General features: G+C 47.4%; 16 protein-coding genes. 15 read left to right on the forward strand and 1 reads right to left on the reverse strand.

Annotated features, from left to right (window positions below):
• Window positions 1-137 precede the first annotated feature (137 nt).
• The 3 genes from uvrA (at window position 138) to JXR92_RS11885 (ending at window position 5,112) form a co-directional block, all read left to right on the forward strand.
• Complete coding sequence (gene uvrA, locus JXR92_RS11875; RefSeq protein WP_117599498.1) at window positions 138-2,969, forward strand: excinuclease ABC subunit UvrA; 2,832 nt, start codon at window positions 138-140, stop codon at window positions 2,967-2,969.
• A 25-nt stretch (window positions 2,970-2,994) separates the two neighbouring features.
• Window positions 2,995-3,474 carry a Cys-tRNA(Pro) deacylase gene (gene ybaK / locus JXR92_RS11880; RefSeq protein WP_005825350.1) on the forward strand — a complete coding sequence of 160 codons (480 nt, stop codon included), beginning with the start codon at window positions 2,995-2,997 and terminating at the stop codon, window positions 3,472-3,474.
• Window positions 3,475-3,591: 117 nt separating this feature from the next.
• Complete coding sequence (locus tag JXR92_RS11885) at window positions 3,592-5,112, forward strand: peptide MFS transporter (RefSeq protein WP_005825349.1); 1,521 nt, start codon at window positions 3,592-3,594, stop codon at window positions 5,110-5,112.
• 89 nt (window positions 5,113-5,201) lie between these two features.
• Here the strand turns inward: JXR92_RS11885 and JXR92_RS11890 are convergent, their stop codons facing one another.
• Window positions 5,202-5,699, reverse strand: coding sequence for a GNAT family N-acetyltransferase (locus JXR92_RS11890; RefSeq protein ID WP_005825348.1), 498 nt, complete (start codon window positions 5,697-5,699; stop codon window positions 5,202-5,204).
• Between the two features lie 107 nt (window positions 5,700-5,806).
• Here JXR92_RS11890 and JXR92_RS11895 point away from each other — a divergent pair, with 107 nt between their 5' ends.
• The 12 genes from JXR92_RS11895 to JXR92_RS11950 all read left to right on the forward strand — a co-directional run bounded on the left by JXR92_RS11895 (window position 5,807) and on the right by JXR92_RS11950 (window position 18,214).
• Complete coding sequence (locus JXR92_RS11895; RefSeq protein WP_005825346.1) at window positions 5,807-7,267, forward strand: monomeric [FeFe] hydrogenase; 1,461 nt, start codon at window positions 5,807-5,809, stop codon at window positions 7,265-7,267.
• Between the two features lie 16 nt (window positions 7,268-7,283).
• Entirely contained in the window at window positions 7,284-8,342 is a 1,059-nt protein-coding gene (gene hydE / locus JXR92_RS11900) for a [FeFe] hydrogenase H-cluster radical SAM maturase HydE (RefSeq protein WP_138346059.1), read from the forward strand.
• A gap of 52 nt (window positions 8,343-8,394) precedes the next feature.
• Window positions 8,395-9,813, forward strand: a complete 1,419-nt coding sequence (gene hydG, locus JXR92_RS11905; RefSeq protein ID WP_034525452.1) for a [FeFe] hydrogenase H-cluster radical SAM maturase HydG — start codon at window positions 8,395-8,397, stop codon at window positions 9,811-9,813.
• Between the two features lie 11 nt (window positions 9,814-9,824).
• Entirely contained in the window at window positions 9,825-11,015 is a 1,191-nt protein-coding gene (hydF, locus tag JXR92_RS11910; RefSeq protein WP_131226145.1) for a [FeFe] hydrogenase H-cluster maturation GTPase HydF, read from the forward strand.
• Between the two features lie 215 nt (window positions 11,016-11,230).
• Window positions 11,231-11,557, forward strand: coding sequence for a PadR family transcriptional regulator (locus JXR92_RS11915; RefSeq protein ID WP_005825341.1), 327 nt, complete (start codon window positions 11,231-11,233; stop codon window positions 11,555-11,557).
• A gap of 76 nt (window positions 11,558-11,633) precedes the next feature.
• Window positions 11,634-12,743, forward strand: coding sequence for a PspC domain-containing protein (locus JXR92_RS11920; protein ID WP_005825340.1), 1,110 nt, complete (start codon window positions 11,634-11,636; stop codon window positions 12,741-12,743).
• A gap of 542 nt (window positions 12,744-13,285) precedes the next feature.
• A complete protein-coding gene (locus tag JXR92_RS11925) occupies window positions 13,286-13,822 on the forward strand; it encodes a UpxY family transcription antiterminator (protein WP_008663335.1) in 537 nt (178 codons plus the stop codon).
• 35 nt (window positions 13,823-13,857) lie between these two features.
• Window positions 13,858-14,346, forward strand: coding sequence for a UpxZ family transcription anti-terminator antagonist (locus JXR92_RS11930; protein ID WP_117599501.1), 489 nt, complete (start codon window positions 13,858-13,860; stop codon window positions 14,344-14,346).
• Between the two features lie 14 nt (window positions 14,347-14,360).
• Complete coding sequence (gene pseB / locus JXR92_RS11935) at window positions 14,361-15,383, forward strand: UDP-N-acetylglucosamine 4,6-dehydratase (inverting) (protein ID WP_005836599.1); 1,023 nt, start codon at window positions 14,361-14,363, stop codon at window positions 15,381-15,383.
• Entirely contained in the window at window positions 15,380-16,543 is a 1,164-nt protein-coding gene (gene pseC, locus JXR92_RS11940) for a UDP-4-amino-4,6-dideoxy-N-acetyl-beta-L-altrosamine transaminase (RefSeq protein ID WP_117599502.1), read from the forward strand. The genes pseB and pseC overlap by 4 nt, the downstream gene beginning before the upstream one ends.
• A complete protein-coding gene (gene pseF, locus JXR92_RS11945) occupies window positions 16,540-17,223 on the forward strand; it encodes a pseudaminic acid cytidylyltransferase (RefSeq protein WP_005829500.1) in 684 nt (227 codons plus the stop codon). The genes pseC and pseF overlap by 4 nt, the downstream gene beginning before the upstream one ends.
• A 4-nt stretch (window positions 17,224-17,227) precedes the next feature.
• A complete protein-coding gene (locus JXR92_RS11950) occupies window positions 17,228-18,214 on the forward strand; it encodes a PseG/SpsG family protein (RefSeq protein ID WP_226791159.1) in 987 nt (328 codons plus the stop codon).
• Window position 18,215: the final 1 nt, after the last annotated feature.

Below are 18,215 nucleotides of genomic sequence, written 5' to 3' on the forward strand. Positions count from 1 at the left end.
GAATATTGTGGCATTCAAACCAAAGGATTGCGTTAAGAAATAATATTGTGCATTTCAAAACTGAAAAATAGCGCTTTTCGGCTGATATTCGGGGGGAAACAGTTATTTTTGCAGTTAAAACGATAGGATAAATCAACATGCAAGAAGAAACAGAATATATCAATGTATATGGTGCGCGCGTGCACAACCTCAAGAATATCGATGCCGAGATTCCCCGTAACAGCCTGACTGTGATTACAGGCCTGAGCGGAAGCGGCAAGTCCTCTTTGGCATTCGATACTATTTTTGCCGAAGGGCAGCGCCGCTATATCGAGACCTTTTCAGCCTATGCCCGTAACTTCCTGGGAAATTTGGAACGTCCGGACGTGGATAAGATAACGGGACTGAGTCCGGTTATCTCCATCGAGCAGAAAACCACGAATAAGAATCCACGTTCCACGGTGGGTACAACGACAGAGGTTTATGATTACCTTCGTTTGTTGTATGCCCGTGCGGGAGAGGCTTATTCTTATCTCTCCGGCGAGAAGATGGTGAAGTATACCGAGGAACAGATACTTGATCTTATCCTGAAGGATTACAAAGGAAAACGCATTTATATCCTTGCTCCGCTGGTGCGCAGCCGTAAGGGGCATTACAAGGAGCTCTTCGAGCAGGTGCGTAAGAAAGGCTATCTCTACGTACGTGTGGATGGTGAGGTGTGCGAAGCCTTGCCAGGCATGAAGCTGGACCGCTATAAGAACCATGATGTGGAGGTGGTGATAGACAAGCTGGTGGTGACGGACAAGGATGACACACGCCTGAAGAACAGCGTGGCCACTGCCATGCGTCAAGGTGACGGATTGCTGATGATACTCGATGCGCAGACGGATAGCGTGCGTCATTACAGCAAACGGCTGATGTGTCCCGTGACGGGGTTGTCCTATCGGGAACCGGCGCCGCACAACTTTTCCTTCAATTCGCCGCAAGGTGCATGCCCTAAGTGTAAGGGATTGGGGGTGGTCAGCCAGATTGATATTGACAAGGTGATTCCCGACCGTGAGCTCTCCATTGCCGGAGGTGCCATCGCACCGTTGGGGAAAGCCAAGAACAGCATGATCTTCTGGCAGATTACTGCCTTGCTGGAGAAATATGAAGCAACGCTGAAAACACCGGTCAAAGACTTACCGGAGGATGCCATCGACGAGATTCTCTACGGCTCGGACGAGCGTATCAAGATAAAGAGTTCACTGATAGGCACCTCTTCCGATTATTTTGTGACGTTTGAGGGGGTTGTAAAGTATATCCAGATGTTGCAGGAGAAGGATGCTTCTGCCACGGCACAGAAGTGGGCGGACCAGTTTGCCAAGACTGCCGTTTGTCCGGAGTGTCATGGCGCCAAGTTGAATAAGGAAGCGCTTTCATTCCGCATTCACGACAAGAACATCTACGAATTGTCTACGATGGACATCAATGAACTGTATGACTGGCTGGTAAACGTAGACCCGTATCTTAGTAGCAAACAACAGCAGATTGCCGGTGAAATCCTGAAGGAAATCCGTACACGGCTCAAATTTCTGCTTGATGTAGGTCTGGATTATCTTTCGCTGAACCGTAGTTCCGTCAGCCTTTCCGGTGGTGAAAGCCAGCGTATCCGCCTGGCTACGCAGATAGGTTCACAGCTGGTGAATGTGCTGTATATATTGGATGAGCCGAGTATCGGCCTGCACCAACGCGACAACCAGCGCTTGATACACTCTTTGAAGGAACTGCGTGACATTGGCAACTCCGTCATTGTGGTGGAGCATGACAAGGATATGATGCTTGCCGCCGATTATGTCATTGATATGGGGCCGAAAGCTGGTAGGCTGGGAGGGGATGTTGTCTTTGCCGGTACTCCCCGTGAAATGCTCCGGACGCATACGCTGACTTCCCAATACTTGAATGGTGAGCGTGCCATTGAGGTGCCTGCCAAGCGTCGCGAGGGCAATGGACACAGTCTGTGGCTGCGTGGCGCCAAGGGTAATAATCTGAAGAATGTGGATGTGGAGTTCCCGCTGGGCAAGCTGATTTGCGTTACCGGTGTTTCCGGCAGTGGCAAGTCCACGCTTATCAACGAGACGTTGCAGCCTATTCTTTCGCAGAAGTTCTATCGTTCACTGCAGGATCCTTTGGACTATGACAGTATTGAAGGGCTGGAATATATAGACAAGGTGGTGAATGTGGACCAGTCTCCTTTGGGACGAACGCCGCGTTCCAATCCTGCCACTTATACCGGTGTGTTTTCCGATATCCGCAATCTGTTTGTCGGCTTGCCCGAAGCGAAGATACGTGGATATAAGGCGGGACGCTTTTCCTTCAACGTCAGTGGCGGACGCTGCGAAGCTTGCCAAGGCAATGGGTACAAGTGCATTGAGATGAATTTCCTGCCGGATGTGTATGTGCCTTGCGAGGTATGTCACGGCAAGCGTTACAACCGAGAGACGCTGGAAGTGCGTTTTAAGGGAAAATCCATTGCCGATGTGCTGGATATGACCATCAACCGTGCGGTGGAGTTTTTCGAGAATGTGCCTCAGATATTGAACAAAATTAAGGTTATCCAGGAAGTGGGATTGGGTTATATCAAGTTGGGCCAGTCTTCCACCACGCTCTCCGGAGGTGAGAGCCAGCGCGTGAAGTTGGCTACGGAACTTTCCAAACGTGATACGGGCAAGACTCTGTATATCCTTGACGAACCTACTACCGGACTTCATTTCGAAGATATCCGCGTTTTGATGAACGTGTTGAACAAACTTGTAGACAAAGGGAATACCGTCATCGTCATAGAGCATAATCTCGATGTCATCAAGATGGCGGACTATATCATCGATATGGGGCCAGAAGGCGGTAAGGGAGGGGGAGAACTCCTTTCCTGCGGAACCCCGGAAGAGGTTGCTAAAAGCAAGAAAGGCTATACGCCTAAGTTCCTGCGTGAAGAATTGAATATCAAGTGATAATTATCTCATCATAGAGAATATTATGAAAATCAATAAGACGAATGCAGCAAGGCTTCTCGACAAGGCCAAGATTGCGTATGAGCTCATTCCCTACGAGGTGGATGAGAACGACTTAAGTGCAGTGCATGTAGCTGCCAGTTTGGGTGAGGACATCAATTGCGTGTTCAAGACGCTGATTCTTCACGGTGATAAATCCGGTTATTTTGTCTGTGTCATCCCGGGTGAGCACGAAGTGGATTTGAAGCTGGCGGCAAAAGCGTCAGGAAACAAAAAATGTGACCTTATCCCGGTTAAGGAACTTTTACCTCTGACTGGCTATATCCGGGGTGGGTGTTCACCCATCGGCATGAAGAAACCTTTCCCTACCTATATCCATGAAACGTGCCTGCGGTTTCCGTATATCTATATCAGTGCCGGACAACGCGGTTTGCAGCTTAAGTTGGATCCGAAGGATTTGGTAAGGGAAGTGCATGCAGAGGTTTGTATTCTTTTTAATGAATAAATCTTCTATTTCTGCCGAGATATTTTAATTTTATAAGGAAATCTTCAATAGAATTTATATATTTGCAGGAATTATTCAAGAAATCAATCCAATTACTAATTCTAAAAACTAATTTTTATGTTCAACAAACACCCTAAAGGTCTGATTGCCGCATCTTTTGCTAATTTGGGCGAGCGTTTCGGCTTTTATACCATGATGGCCATTCTTGTACTTTTTCTGCAAGCCAAGTTCGGACTGGATGGAAAAGAGGCAGGTTTGATCTACTCAACATTTTATTTTTCTATTTACATTCTAGCATTGATAGGTGGTATTATTGCCGACAGAACCCGTAATTACAAAGGTACCATCTTTGCCGGTATTGTTTTGATGGCGGTAGGTTACTTGATGCTGGCCATCCCGTCTCCTACACCGGTTGCCAATAAGACCTTGTTTCTGGTGATTACTTGTGCAGCCTTGTTTGTCATTGCTTTCGGAAATGGTCTTTTCAAGGGAAATCTTCAAGCGCTCGTAGGGCAGATGTACGACAATCCTCAGTACTCCAGCATGCGCGATTCCGGTTTCTCCTTATTCTATATGTTCATCAATGTAGGTGCCATCTTTGCCCCGTTTGCCGCAGTAGGCGTGCGTAACTGGTGGTTGTCCACATTCGGCTACAATTATGATGCCGACCTGCCTGCCCTTTGCCACGGACATCTGGCAGGAACGCTGACTCCCGAGGCTGTGGACACTTATAGCGCATTGGCAGCCAAAGCCACTATTTCCGGAACACCCGTAACGGATATGACGGTATTTGCCAATGAATATCTGAACGTGTTCACCACTGGTTTCCATTATGCATTCGGTGTAGCTATCCTGGCTATGGTTCTCTCTTTGGTAATTTTCGTCATCAACAGAAAGAAATTCCCCGATCCCAGCAAGAAGGTTGCTGCAAAAGCGGGCGATGCCACTGCAGTGGAGATGAATGCACAAGAGGTAAGACAGCGCATGTATGCATTGTTTGCCGTATTCGGTGTGGTAATTTTCTTCTGGTTCTCGTTCCATCAGAATGGATTGACACTGACTTATTTTGCCAAGGAATATACAGATTTGAATTTGTTCGGCATGGCTATTTCAGCTGAGCTGTTCCAGTCTTTGAACCCGATTTTCGTTGTGTCTCTCACTCCGGTCATCATGGCTGTCTTTGCAGCACAGCGTGCCAAGGGTAAAGAGCCTTCCACTCCGCGGAAGATTGCCATCGGTATGGGTATTGCTGCCACTGGCTTCCTTATAATGGCTATCGGTTCTTATGTAAGCAACTTGCCGATGCACAAGGATATTATCGCTTTGGGTACCTCTCCGGTGAAGGTGACTCCGCTGTTGCTGATGGTTACCTATCTGATATTGACTGTTGCCGAGTTGTACATTTCTCCGTTGGGCATTTCATTCGTATCCAAGGTGGCTCCTCCCAAATATCAGGGTATCATGCAGGGCGGTTGGCTCGGTGCTACTGCCATTGGTAATCAGTTGCTCGTTATCGGTGCTATCCTCTACGAAAGTATTCCTATCTGGATGACGTGGACGGTATTTGTAGTAGCGTGCTGCATTTCCATGTTCACCATGCTGTTCATGCTGAAATGGCTTGAAAAGGTGGCGAAGTAATCGGAAACGAAAGATAAAACTAAAGGCTGCGCAATGTTCGTAATGAACTGCGCAGCCTTTAGTTTTTGGAGGGCTTTTAATGCCGGGACTCAGATTTCCAGTCCCATGATGTAGTCATTCATGTAATATCCGTTTCCTATCGGGAAATCCCCTTCACGGAGTTTTCGCATTCCCATATGTTCGTAAAACTGCAGTGCCTTGTTGTTGCGGTTTACATTCAATTCCATCAGACAAGGGCCGGGATGTACTTCCTTGATGTACTTGATGGCTTCTCGAAAGAGGAAACTGCCGCAATGTGCACCCTGGTAATAGGGGAGCACATAAATCTTTTGCAGGTGGAATAAATCTTCTCCTTGCTGCTGTACGGACACATAGCCCGCCGCTTCACATTCTTCGTAGGCCAGGAAGTAGACGTGGCCTTCCTCTTCCATTTGCTTGCGGATATTGTCCAATGAATACATCCATTCCATCATGTAGTCGGTCTGTTCGGGAGTAAGGATATCCTTATACGTGACGGGGAATATTTGCTGCGCAAGTTTCTGAATCAGTGCGCAGTCTGCTGTCGTTGCTTTTCTTATGGTAAACATATCGGTTGTATTTATACTGTTTGGGGTGTAAAGTTAAGCCTTTTTTGTGAAACAATCGTTATCTTTGCAGACCGTTACCGAACTAACTAATTTTGATTTTAAAAATTATGGCATTTACGAGCAACATTATGATTGTCCGCCACAGATTACTGAAGGAACTGGTAAAGCTGTGGAATAACAACGAACTTGTGGATAAAATAGACCGGCTGCCCATCGAGCTGAGTCCGAAGAGGTCCAAGCACGCGGGACGCTGCTGTGTGCACAAAGAGCGCGCGGTGTGGAAGTACAAGTCATTGCCGCTTCTGGGACTCGATATGGAGGACGAGACGGATGAGCTGACCCCCTTGTCGGAGTACGCTGCCCGTGCACTGGACAGAGCGGAAAATGGCAGGCCGAAAGACAACATCATGTGTGTGATTGACGAAGCTTGTTCGGCATGTGTGCAGATTAACTACGAGATTACGAACCTCTGCCGCGGATGTACGGCACGCAGTTGCCAGGTGAATTGTCCCAAGAAGGCAGTGCATGTCAAGGAGAGCGGTCAGGCATGGATTGACCATGATGCATGTATCAGTTGCGGCATCTGCCATAAGAGTTGTCCCTACCATGCCATTGTTTATATTCCCGTACCTTGTGAGGAAGCTTGTCCCGTGAAAGCCATCAGTAAGGATGAGAAGGGGATAGAGCATATTGACGAAAGCAAATGTATCTATTGCGGAAAGTGTCTCAATGCATGTCCATTCGGAGCAATTTTCGAAATATCGCAGGTGTTCGACGTGTTGCACAGAATCCGCAAGGGTGAGCAGGTGGTGGCTATCGTGGCTCCGTCCATCCTGGGGCAGTTCAAGACGACTATTGAACAAGTATATGGCGCATTGAAACAAGTCGGTTTTACGGATGTCATTGAGGTGGCTCAGGGTGCGATGGATACCGTCAGCAACGAGGCGCACGAGCTGATTGAGAAGCTGGAGGAGGGTCAGAAGTTTATGACGACTTCCTGTTGTCCGTCTTATATAGAGTTGGTGAACAAGCATATTCCTGCCATGAAGCCTTACGTGTCGGGCACCGGTTCGCCAATGTATTATGCTGCCCGCATTGCTAAAGAGAAGTATCCGGATGCGAAGGTGGTCTTCATAGGTCCTTGCGTTGCCAAGCGCAAAGAGGCGCAGCGCGACGAGGCGGTGGACTTTATCATGACTTTCGAGGAGGTGGCTTCCGTGCTTGCCGGGCTGGATATTCAGATGGAGCAGGCAAAGCCCTATTCCATGAGTTTCACTTCCGTGCGCGAGGCGCATGGTTTTGCGCAGGCAGGAGGCGTGATGGGTGCCGTGAAAGCCTATCTGAAGGAAGAGGCAGATAAAATCAATGCCGTACAAGTGGCTAATCTGGATAAGAAGGCTATCGGTGCGTTGCGTGCTTACGCCAAGTCGGGCAAGGCTCCGGGGCAATTTATTGAAGTGATGGCTTGCGAGGGCGGTTGTATTACCGGGCCATGTTCGCACAATGAAATAACTGCCGGAAAGCGCCAGCTGACGCAGGAGTTGGCAAAGAGGAAAGAGACGTATTAGCCCTTTGTCCGTTTATATGAAGCATTTGATTGACAAACTGCGGAGCAACCGCAGGCTGGATGCCGAAGAGTATAAAGCCATGCTTCTTTGCCGGGACACAGAACTTGCAGCCTACCTGCAGGAGCTTGCTCGGGAAGAAGCGCTTGCCCGCTTTGGCAATAAAATCTTCATTCGCGGACTGATTGAGATAACCAACCGTTGCCGCAATAACTGCTACTATTGCGGCATACGGAAGGAGAACCGGAACATAACCCGTTATGAGCTGACGCAGGAGGAGATTCTTTCGTGTTGCCATGAAGGCTATCGGTTGGGCTTCCGTACCTTTGTGCTGCAAGGGGGCGAAGTGCCGGCGGTGAAGGATGAGGGGATGGTGGAGGCAGTTGCCGCTATCCGGCAATCCTTCCCGGATTGTGCCATTACCTTATCCTTGGGCGAGAAATCGCGGGAAGCCTACGAACGTTTCTTCCTGGCAGGTGCCAACCGCTATCTGTTGCGGCACGAAACCTGCAACGAAGGGCATTATCACCGGCTTCATCCTGCGGAGATGTCCCTTTCCCATCGGTTGCAATGCTTGGACTGGCTGAAAGAGATAGGCTATCAAGTGGGAACCGGAATCATGGTGGGCAGTCCTTACCAGACGGTGGACCATTTGGTAGAAGACATTCTCTTCATCGAACGGTTTCAGCCGGAGATGATAGGCATGGGACCTTTTCTTCCGCATCACGATACTCCGTTTTCCTCTTTTCCGCCGGGAGATATGGAGTTGACGTTGAAGTTGCTTTCTATCTTCCGGTTGATGCATCCCGCGGCACTGATACCTGCTACCACTGCCCTGGCCACACTTGCTCCGGACGGACGGGAACGGGGAATATTGGCTGGCGCCAATGTCGTGATGCCTAATCTTTCGCCTTCTCATCAGCGGGCGAAGTACTCCCTCTATGATAACAAAGCTTCTGCGGGTGCCGAAGCGGCAGAAGGTTTGCTAAAATTGGAGGAACAACTGAAAGGGATAGGCTACGAGGTATCAAGAGAGAGAGGAGATTATGAGAATGGAGAATTGACCGTTGATAATTGATAATTTTCAAATCTTCATTCTTTATTTTAATTACCAATTATCAATTTACGAAGTGTATAACATAAAGTCAAGACAAGCAGAAGAATTCATCAATCACCAGGAGATATTGGATACATTGGAGTATGCGCAGGCAAACCGCAACAACCGTCCGCTCATTGAAAGTTTGATTGACAAGGCTGCTTTGTGCCAGGGGCTTTCCCATCGGGAGGCGGCCCTGCTGCTGGAATGTGACGAGCCGGAACTGGTGCAGCGCATCTATCATCTGGCACGTGAAATCAAACGGAAATTCTATGGCAACCGCATTGTGATGTTTGCCCCGCTTTACCTTTCCAACTATTGCGTGAACGGTTGCGTCTATTGCCCGTATCATGCCAAGAACCGTACCATCCCCCGCAAGAAACTCTCGCAAGAGGAGATACGCCGCGAGGTTATCGCCTTGCAGGACATGGGGCATAAACGCCTGGCGCTGGAAGCCGGAGAAGACCCTCGAAACAACCCTATCGACTATATCTTGGAGTCTATCCGCACCATCTACAGCATCCATCACAAGAACGGGGCCATCCGCCGGGTGAATGTCAACATAGCCGCCACTACAGTGGAAAACTATCGGTTGCTGAAAGAGGCAGGTATCGGCACTTATATCCTTTTTCAGGAGACTTACAGCAAAGAGCATTACGAAGCCTTGCATCCCACGGGACCGAAAAGTAATTATGCCTACCACACCGAAGCGATGGACCGCGCTATGGAGGGTGGCATCGACGATGTAGGTATCGGTGTATTGTTCGGTCTGAATACCTATCGCTATGACTTTGTAGGACTGCTGATGCATGCCGAACATCTGGAAGCTACCTTTGGCGTGGGTCCGCATACCATCAGCGTGCCGCGCATCTGTCCGGCAGATGATATTTCGACCGAGGATTTTCCCGATGCCATCTCGGATGAGATGTTCTGCCGTATTGTGGCGGTTACCCGCATTGCGGTGCCTTATACGGGAATGATTATTTCCACCCGTGAGTCGGAAGCCGTACGCCGTCGGGTGCTCGAACTGGGCGTTTCGCAGATAAGCGGCGGTTCGCGCACCAGCGTGGGAGGCTATGCCGTGCCGGAAGCCAAAGAGGAAGATTCCTCCCAATTCGATGTGAGCGATCGGCGCACGCTGGATGAAGTGGTGAGCTGGCTGCTCGATCTGGGACATATCCCCAGCTTCTGCACCGCCTGCTATCGCGAGGGACGTACCGGAGACCGCTTCATGTCGCTCGTTAAGCGCGGACAGATAGCAAACTGCTGCCAGCCCAATGCACTGATGACATTAAAAGAATATCTGGAGGACTATGCCTCCTCCGAAACCAAGGAGAAGGGCATACAGCTGATTCGTGAGGAGATGGAGCATATCCCGAACCCCAAGATACGGGCGATAGCCGAACGTAATCTTCAGGAGATAGGGGAGGGGAAAAGAGACTTTAGATTTTAGATTTCGGATTTATGAATAATACACCTCGTTCCAACCGCCTGCACATTGCCGTCTTTGGACGACGGAACAGCGGAAAGTCCAGCCTTGTCAATGCCTTGACCGGGCAAGACACGGCATTGGTATCCGCAACGCCCGGCACTACTACCGACCCCGTGACCAAAGCCATGGAAGTATATCCTTTGGGCCCGTGCCTCTTTATCGATACCCCCGGTTTTGATGACGACGAAGGCGAACTGGGCGGTATGCGCGTGGAGCGTACCTTAAAGACGGTGGAGAAAGCAGACATCGCCCTCTTGCTTTATGAAGCTGACGGAACGCTGGAACAGCAATGGCTAAAGCTACTGGCTGCGCGCGAAATCCCCGTGATACTGATACTGAATAAAGCCGATTCCCGTCAAGACACCGCTTCCGTGGTTCTTCGGATTGAAAAGGAGTGCGGGCAGGCTCCCGTTGTGGTCAGTGCCAAAGAGGGTACCGGCATTCAAGGCATTTTCGATACTATCCTCGAAAAGCTTCCCGAGAATTTTGGTGAGCAGACTATCACGGGCAATTTGGTAAGTGAAGGAGATGTCGTCCTGCTGGTGATGCCCCAGGATATACAAGCCCCCAAAGGTCGTCTCATTCTTCCGCAAGTGCAGACCATCCGCGAACTGTTGGATAAAAAGTGCTTAGTGATGAGCTGCACCACCGACAAGCTGCAAGCCTCCCTGCAAGCCCTTGTCCGTCCGCCTAAGCTGATAATCACCGATTCACAAGTATTCCCCATCGTCTATCAACAAAAGCCTGCCGAAAGTAGTCTTACTTCCTTCTCGGTTCTTTTTGCCGGTTACAAAGGAGACATCAATGCCTTTGTAGAGGGAGCTGCCGCTATTCATAGCCTGACACCCCAATCGCGTGTACTGATAGCCGAAGCTTGCACCCATGCTCCGCTGACCGAGGACATCGGCACCGTCAAAATTCCCCGCCTGCTACGAAAGCGCATCGGCGAGGAATTGCAGATAGACTTTGTCTCTGGAAATGACTTTCCCAGAGACTTGTCCCGATATGATTTAATTATCCATTGCGGCGCTTGCATGTTCAACCGGAAGTACGTTCTCAATCGTATAGCCCATGCTTGCGCACAGCACATCCCCATAACCAACTACGGAGTAGCAATTGCGAGTCTGACCGGTATATTGGATAAAATTGTTATCCATCGGTAAATATCCCTCTTCCTCTCTGTTCACGTTACTGATGTTATAGAGTAGCGTGAACTACTTTTCTTGTTAATAATGTTTAATATAAAGTACTTTGTAATACAAGGTACTGGTATAATACATATATTTGTGCCATACAAGGAACAACAATAGAATTAATAAGGACACTCATTACTCTATTGCGCAGCCAAATAGTAAATTGTCAAATAGTAAATACCATTATGGATGTAAACAATGTAAAGTCGCAAATGCGCAAGGGCATGCTTGAATATTGCATCATGCTGCTGCTTCACAAAGAGCCGGCTTATGCTTCGGATATCATTCAGAAGTTGAAAGAAGCCAGACTGATTGTGGTGGAAGGTACACTTTATCCGTTGCTCACCCGTTTGAAGAACGACGACCTTTTGGGGTATGAATGGATTGAGTCTACACAAGGGCCTCCCCGTAAATATTACCGGTTGACGGAAAAAGGAGAAGTCTTTCTCGGTGAACTGGAAACATCCTGGAAAGAGTTGAACGAGACGGTGAATCACATCAGCAATTCTTGAAATAGCCGAAGAGAATATACCGTAATTCGCCGGATGGTAAATCGTAAATAGTAAAATTGTAAATAAATAATGTGTTATGAAAAAGACATTAACTGTAAATTTAGGTGGAACCGTTTTCAATATTGATGATGACGCATACCGTCTTTTGGATAATTATTTGAGTAATCTCAAGATGCACTTCCGCAAGGAAGCCGGTGCCGACGAGATTGTAGATGATATTGAACGCCGTATTTCCGAACTCTTTGCCGAGAAATTGTCGGCCGGTTCACAAGTAATCACGATAGCCGACGTGGAAGAGGTGATTGCCCGCATGGGAAAGCCGGAAGATATGGAGGCAGAAGGAGAGAGTGCTAGTGCCGATTCCGGCAGCACGAGTGCCGGGGGCGGCTATGGTGCCGGTGCTTGGAACAGCAATACCGCTTATGGCACTACACGCCGTCGTCTATACCGCAATCCGGATGACAAAATGCTGGGTGGTGTCATCAGTGGAATGGCTGCCTATCTGGGATGGGATGTAACTTTACTTCGACTGTTACTGCTTGTCATCTTGATTTGTGGGGTAGGGACATTGATACCGGTCTATATCGTGTGTTGGCTGGTTATACCGGAAGCCCGCACAGCAGCCGAGAAGTTGAGTATGCGTGGCGAGGCCGTTACGGTAGAGAATATCGGAAAGACGGTGACGGACGGTTTTGAGAAGGTTGCCAATGGGGTGAATGATTATATGAGGTCGGACAAACCCCGTACTTTCTTGCAGAAGTTGGGAGATGCATTGGTGATGATTGTCGGCTGGTTCTTGAAAATCTGTCTGGTGATATTTGCCATTATCTGCAGTCCGGTACTGTTTGTATTTGGAGTGGTATTTGTGGCGTTGTTGTTTGCTGCGATAGCGGTGGCTGTTGGTGGCGGTGCGGCTCTCATTTCCTTTTTCCCGATGGCTGATGTGGTACTGCCTACTTCTCCGTTGTCTGCCATTGTGATGTACATTGCAGGAATCTTGCTGGTAGGAATTCCTTTGGTCAGTCTTGTATGGGCCATCTTCAGTCAGATATTCAAATGGCAGCCGATGAATTCCGGTTTGAAGTGGACGCTGGTTATTCTTTGGATTGTAAGTGCGGCTTGCTTCGGAATCTGTTTTGCAGTGCAAGGGGCTACTTTCCCGGAATTGGGTATCTTTAACTTCTGAGAATAGTAATTTCTTTTTTAATTGATATCGTGTTTGTAGGAATCTGATTTCTATAAACACGATATTTTTTATTTCAATGTAATTATTTGTTATACAGTGGAATATTTCGTTTGGAAAAGGTGTTTTTTAAACGTTCGTTTAATGAACGCAAAGATAACGTGTATTTTTGAATCTCGCAAAATGTTTAATAAAAATATTCTATAAATTTCTTTTTAGTGAGTATAATACTTTGTCAGTAAGCCTATTGCATTGTATTTCTCTAACTTCTTCCTTTTACTAATTTTTAAGTAATCTTCCCTCTTTAGTTTTCTTAAATATTGACGTTCAAAAAACGAACGTCTATTGAACGCTTTTTGCTTGCAATAGATTCGTTTACAGCATTTTACCTGTTAGGTAATGAATGACTGCAAAAAATCTGTTGACAAGAAGGGCATAAAGCTTGTCGTATTCTACATAAAGTGTCCGCAAGTAATTGAATTTCAAGTGTATGCAAGAGATTCAAAGCCCCAGGAGAACACCCTTGTCTGAACAAAAGCATAAAAATGGGAATAGAGAAAGAGGTCGAAATCTGGTATGCTATGCGTGCCACCTACCGCAGAGAACCGGATGCCATGCATCTGCTCAAGAAAGAAAATTTGGGCTGTTTCATTCCTATGCAATACAAGATATGTATAAAAAAAGGGAAAAAAGTCCGTGCTCTGGTTCCGGTCGTTCATAATCTGCTTTTTGTCCATGCCCGTCCTTCCGATGTGCAGCGTGTAAAATCTCAAGTCACTTATCTGCAATATATCACCGATACCCGCAGTGGGCAGAAGATTATTGTCCCCGACAGTCAGATGCAGCGTTTCATTGCCGTATCCGGCACTTACGATGATCATCTTCTTTATTTTCAACCGGATGAATTGAACTTGTCCAAAGGCACCAAAGTCCGGATTACCGGCGGTGAATTTGAGGGGCAAGAGGGTGTGTTTCTGAAGGTGAAAGGTGCACGTGACCGTCGCGTGGTTATCGAAATACAAGGTGTCATAGCTGTTGCCATGGCCACTATCCATCCCGATCTTATAGAAGTAATCGGCTGAACTTTAATTTTTAATTCTTAATTCTATAATTGCTTATGTCTCTTTCCGAAGAAGCAATCACTCTTCAGCGTGCTGCGCACGAACTGATGTATTTGGGTATGGACGGCAGTCCCGTCTATAGCGATGACTTGTCACGGCGGAACGGTGAGGTCTACCGTCTTACCATGGCTTTGTACCGGTCGGGTGTAAAAGGCACTACCATCGAAGAGCAGGCAAATGTCTGTCTTGCCCTTCTTATGGGTTACAGCGCCTCTTTTGTGGACCATGGCGAAAAGCAGCGGCATGTCCAGAAAGTGCTGGACTGTTGTTGGGATGTGCTCGATGCCCTTCCCGCTTCCTTACTGAAGCTCCGCCTGCTTACCGCCTGCTACGGTGAAGTGTTCGACGAGTCTTTGGCCGACGAAGGCCGTTCCATCATCGCCTCCTGGGATTTCTTATCACTTACTCCCGAACAGCAGGAAGCGGTTGATGAGTTTCAGAATGTGACAGACAATCCCTATCCGTGGGAATATATCGATGAATAAAACTTTTCATTATAATGCTTAACAATAAATCCGTATTGATTACCGGAGGAACGGGTTCCTTCGGAAAGAAGTTTGTGGAAACCATTCTCCGTGATTATCCGCAAGTAAAGAAAATTATTATTTACTCCCGCGATGAGCTGAAGCAATTTGAGCTGAAACAGAAATATCCCGGTCATAAGTATCCGCAACTGCGTTTCTTTATCGGTGATGTCCGTGACCTCGAACGCCTGACGCGGGCTTGCGAAGGAGTGGACGTGATTATCCATGCAGCCGCCATCAAGCAGGTGGATACCGCTGAATACAATCCCGAAGAGTGCATCAAAACCAATGTACACGGTGCGCAGAATGTGATAAAGGCTGCTCTTGCCACCGGTGTACAGCATGTGGTGGCCCTTTCTACTGACAAGGCTTGTGCCCCCATTAATCTTTATGGCGCCACCAAGCTCACTTCCGACAAGCTGTTTACTGCCGCCAACAATATCAGCGGTTCCAAGGACATCAGGTTCTCCGTAGTCCGTTATGGCAATGTGATGGGTTCCCGCGGTTCCGTAATCCCTTTCTTTATCAACAAGCGTGACAACGGGGCGAAGGAACTTCCCATAACCGATATGCGCATGACCCGTTTCAACATTTCACTGGAAGCCGGTGTCGCTTTGGTCATGTATGCCATCGGACATCACCTGGGTGGTGAAATCTTTATTCCTAAGATTCCTTCCTATCATATCCAGGACGTGGCTACCGCCATTGCACCCAATCTGCCGCAGGTGGAAGTGGGCATCCGTCCGGGAGAGAAACTGCACGAGGAGATGATTACTGTAACCGATGCTCTTGATACAATCGATTTGGGCAGATATTATGTCATTCTTCCTTCCGTATCTTTCAAGCACAGTCGCGAAGAGTTCATCAGACATCACAATGCAGTACCCGTTCCCGACGGTTTCCACTACAGCAGTGACAACAATACGGAGTGGGAGACAGTAGAGACTATGCGCGAGAATATCAAGAAATACGTTGACCCTAATTTCGAGGTGAAATGATAAGCAAGCCTATTCCATACGGTCGTCAGCATATCACAGATGAGGACATCCGGGCAGTCATCGATACCCTGAAAAGCGATTACCTGACACAAGGTCCCAAAATCAGGGAATTTGAAACGAAATTTGCCGAATATGTAGGTGCACAATATGCCGTAGCGGTGAACAATGCTACTTCGGGGCTTCATCTTGCAGCTACCGCACTGAATGTAAAGCCGGGTGACAAGGTGATTGTCACTCCCATGACCTTTGCTGCCAGTGCCAACTGCATCCGCTATTGTGGCGGCGAGGTGGTATTCTGTGATATTGACAAGGATACTTACCTCATGGATATCCGTAAACTCGAAGCCATGCTTAAAGCTTCTCCCCGCGGTACTTACAAAGGTATTGTTCCGGTTGATTTTGCAGGCTATCCTTTGGATCTGGAAGAGTTCAGAAAGCTTGCCGACGAGTACGGTTTGTGGATTATCGAGGATGCCTGCCATGCTCCCGGCGGCTATTTCATGGACAGTAAAGGCAAGAAACAACATTGTGGTAACGGTTGTTTTGCCGACTGTGCCGTATTCTCTTTCCATCCCGTGAAACATATCGCTACGGGTGAGGGAGGCATGGTGACCACCAACAGCAAGGAGCTCTATGACAAGCTTTGTCTTTACCGTACGCATGGCATTACGAAAGACCCTGCTTTATTGCACGAGCATCATGGTGGCTGGTATTACGAGATGCAGGAGTTAGGGTATAATTACCGTCTGACTGATTTTCAGGCTGCCTTGGGTATTTCTCAGCTGGAGCGTGCGAAAGCAGGTCTTGAACGCCGCCATGAAATCGTAAGACGCTATAATGAAGCGTTTTCCGGAATAGATGGTATCAAGACTCCGTTCAATGCTGCCGATGTCTATCATGCTTATCACCTTTATATCATTCAAGTAGCTGACCGCTTGGGCCTTTATAATTATCTGCACGAGAACAATGTCTATGCGCAGGTTCATTATGCTCCGCTTCATCTGATGCCTTACTATCAGCAGTGGGGAAATAGGAAAGGCGATTTACCTATAGTAGAAGAGTATTACGAACATTGTCTGAGTCTTCCGATGTATCCCACGTTGACGGACGAGGAACAGGAGTATGTGATTGAAAAGGTTATAGAATTTGTAGAGAAATGAAAAATATAGCAATCATTCCTGCACGTGGCGGCAGTAAACGTATTCCGCGTAAGAATATCAAGCCCTTTATGGGTAAACCTATCATTGCATATTCCATAGAGGCAGCTTTACAAAGCGGTCTTTTTGAGGAGGTGATGGTTTCTACCGATGATGAGGAGATTGCCGGAATAGCTTGTAAATATGGTGCCAAAGTTCCTTTTATGCGGAGTGCCGAGATGTCAAATGACTATGCCGGTACTGATGATGTAATTCTTGAAGTACTGAGGAAGTATAAAGAGCAAGGCAGGGAGTTTGAAACGGTTTGTTGCATTTACTCAACGGCTCCTTTTGTCACTCCCGAAAGACTCCGGGAAGCATACGGAAAAATGAATTCGGAGATAGATTCCGTTTTCACTTGTGTGGCTTATTCCTATCCTATACAGCGCAGCCTTCACATCGTGGATGGAAAAATTAGTATGGTTTATCCCGAATACAAAAATGCACGTTCCCAAGATTTAGAACCGATTTATCACGATGCCGGTCAGTTCTATTTCTCTCGCACTGCTCCCTTTGTGGAGAGCCGGACTTTTTGGGGTGAGAATACAGCCGGGTTGGTACTTTCCGAACTTGAAGTGCAGGACCTTGATACACAGACTGACTGGGCATTGGCAGAGATGAAGTATGAGTTGCTTCATAAATGATGTAATGCAGAAAATCTATCTCCGTGCCGATGCAAGTGCTGCCATCGGCTACGGTCACTTTATTCGTACTCTGGCTTTGGCCGATATGCTGAAGGACGATTTTGATTGTACCTTCTTTACTTGCCATCCTACCCCTTATCAGGTGAGTGAGATGGAGAAGGTATGTCCTTTCATCCCCTTACAGGAAGAATCACATTATGATGAGTTCCTTTCCCTTTTGCAAGGTGACGAAATTGTGGTACTTGACAACTATTTCTTTACTACTGATTACCAGCGTACCATTAAAGAAAAGGGATGCTGTCTGGTGTGTGTGGATGATATGCACGACAAGCATTATGTGGCTGATGTTGTGATAAACCATGGGTTAACGGATGAATCCTTGTTTGATGTAGAGCCCTATACCAAACTCTGTTTGGGGGTTGATTGGGCGTTGCTCCGTCATCCGTTTATCGAAGCTGTAAAAGAACAACGTTGTCATACTATAGGGAGTATAGAAAAAGTTACTATTACATTTGGCGGTTGTGATGATTTTGATGCAACCGGTTACTATGCAAGTAATCTTCTTGAGAGCAAAAATGTTAAATCAATAACCGCAGTTGTAGGTGATGCCTATAAACCAATCCACCCTATATCACAAGATAGACGCCTTACATATTGTTCAGGCCTTTCAGCTGAACAAATGGCTGATTTGTTTAGGCAGTCAGATCTCGTTATTTGTTCAGCAAGTACAGTGTGCATTGAGGCTTTGTTTTGTAATACAAAAGTAGCGGCAGGGTGGTTTGTAGATAATCAGATGGATTTCTATAATCTTGTCACTGCTAAAGGATGGGTAATCGGTTTGGGTAATGTGGAGCACCCCTATATAGATATGGATGCTCTTAATGCATCAACGGTTCCTTGCGCATCTATAGGGAAAGACATTCGTCAAAACTATTGCCAGCTATTTCATAACTTACAAGACGGTTATTACCTTAGGAATGTACGTTCTTAAG

The sequence above is a fragment of the Bacteroides parvus genome, assembly GCF_017309675.2.
Taxonomy (GTDB): domain Bacteria; phylum Bacteroidota; class Bacteroidia; order Bacteroidales; family Bacteroidaceae; genus Bacteroides; species Bacteroides uniformis.

Coding starts and splice junctions, on each gene's coding strand:
- JXR92_RS11925 (WP_008663335.1), top strand. CDS start 13,286: ATGGGAATAGAGAAAGAGGTCGAAATCTGGTATGCTATGCGTGCCACC.
- hydE (WP_138346059.1), top strand. CDS start 7,284: ATGAAGCATTTGATTGACAAACTGCGGAGCAACCGCAGGCTGGATGCC.
- ybaK (WP_005825350.1), top strand. CDS start 2,995: ATGAAAATCAATAAGACGAATGCAGCAAGGCTTCTCGACAAGGCCAAG.
- JXR92_RS11930 (WP_117599501.1), top strand. CDS start 13,858: ATGTCTCTTTCCGAAGAAGCAATCACTCTTCAGCGTGCTGCGCACGAA.
- JXR92_RS11895 (WP_005825346.1), top strand. CDS start 5,807: ATGGCATTTACGAGCAACATTATGATTGTCCGCCACAGATTACTGAAG.
- JXR92_RS11920 (WP_005825340.1), top strand. CDS start 11,634: ATGAAAAAGACATTAACTGTAAATTTAGGTGGAACCGTTTTCAATATT.
- JXR92_RS11885 (WP_005825349.1), top strand. CDS start 3,592: ATGTTCAACAAACACCCTAAAGGTCTGATTGCCGCATCTTTTGCTAAT.
- pseB (WP_005836599.1), top strand. CDS start 14,361: ATGCTTAACAATAAATCCGTATTGATTACCGGAGGAACGGGTTCCTTC.
- JXR92_RS11915 (WP_005825341.1), top strand. CDS start 11,231: ATGGATGTAAACAATGTAAAGTCGCAAATGCGCAAGGGCATGCTTGAA.
- pseC (WP_117599502.1), top strand. CDS start 15,380: ATGATAAGCAAGCCTATTCCATACGGTCGTCAGCATATCACAGATGAG.
- JXR92_RS11950 (WP_226791159.1), top strand. CDS start 17,228: ATGCAGAAAATCTATCTCCGTGCCGATGCAAGTGCTGCCATCGGCTAC.
- pseF (WP_005829500.1), top strand. CDS start 16,540: ATGAAAAATATAGCAATCATTCCTGCACGTGGCGGCAGTAAACGTATT.
- uvrA (WP_117599498.1), top strand. CDS start 138: ATGCAAGAAGAAACAGAATATATCAATGTATATGGTGCGCGCGTGCAC.
- JXR92_RS11890 (WP_005825348.1), bottom strand. CDS start 5,699: ATGTTTACCATAAGAAAAGCAACGACAGCAGACTGCGCACTGATTCAG.
- hydF (WP_131226145.1), top strand. CDS start 9,825: ATGAATAATACACCTCGTTCCAACCGCCTGCACATTGCCGTCTTTGGA.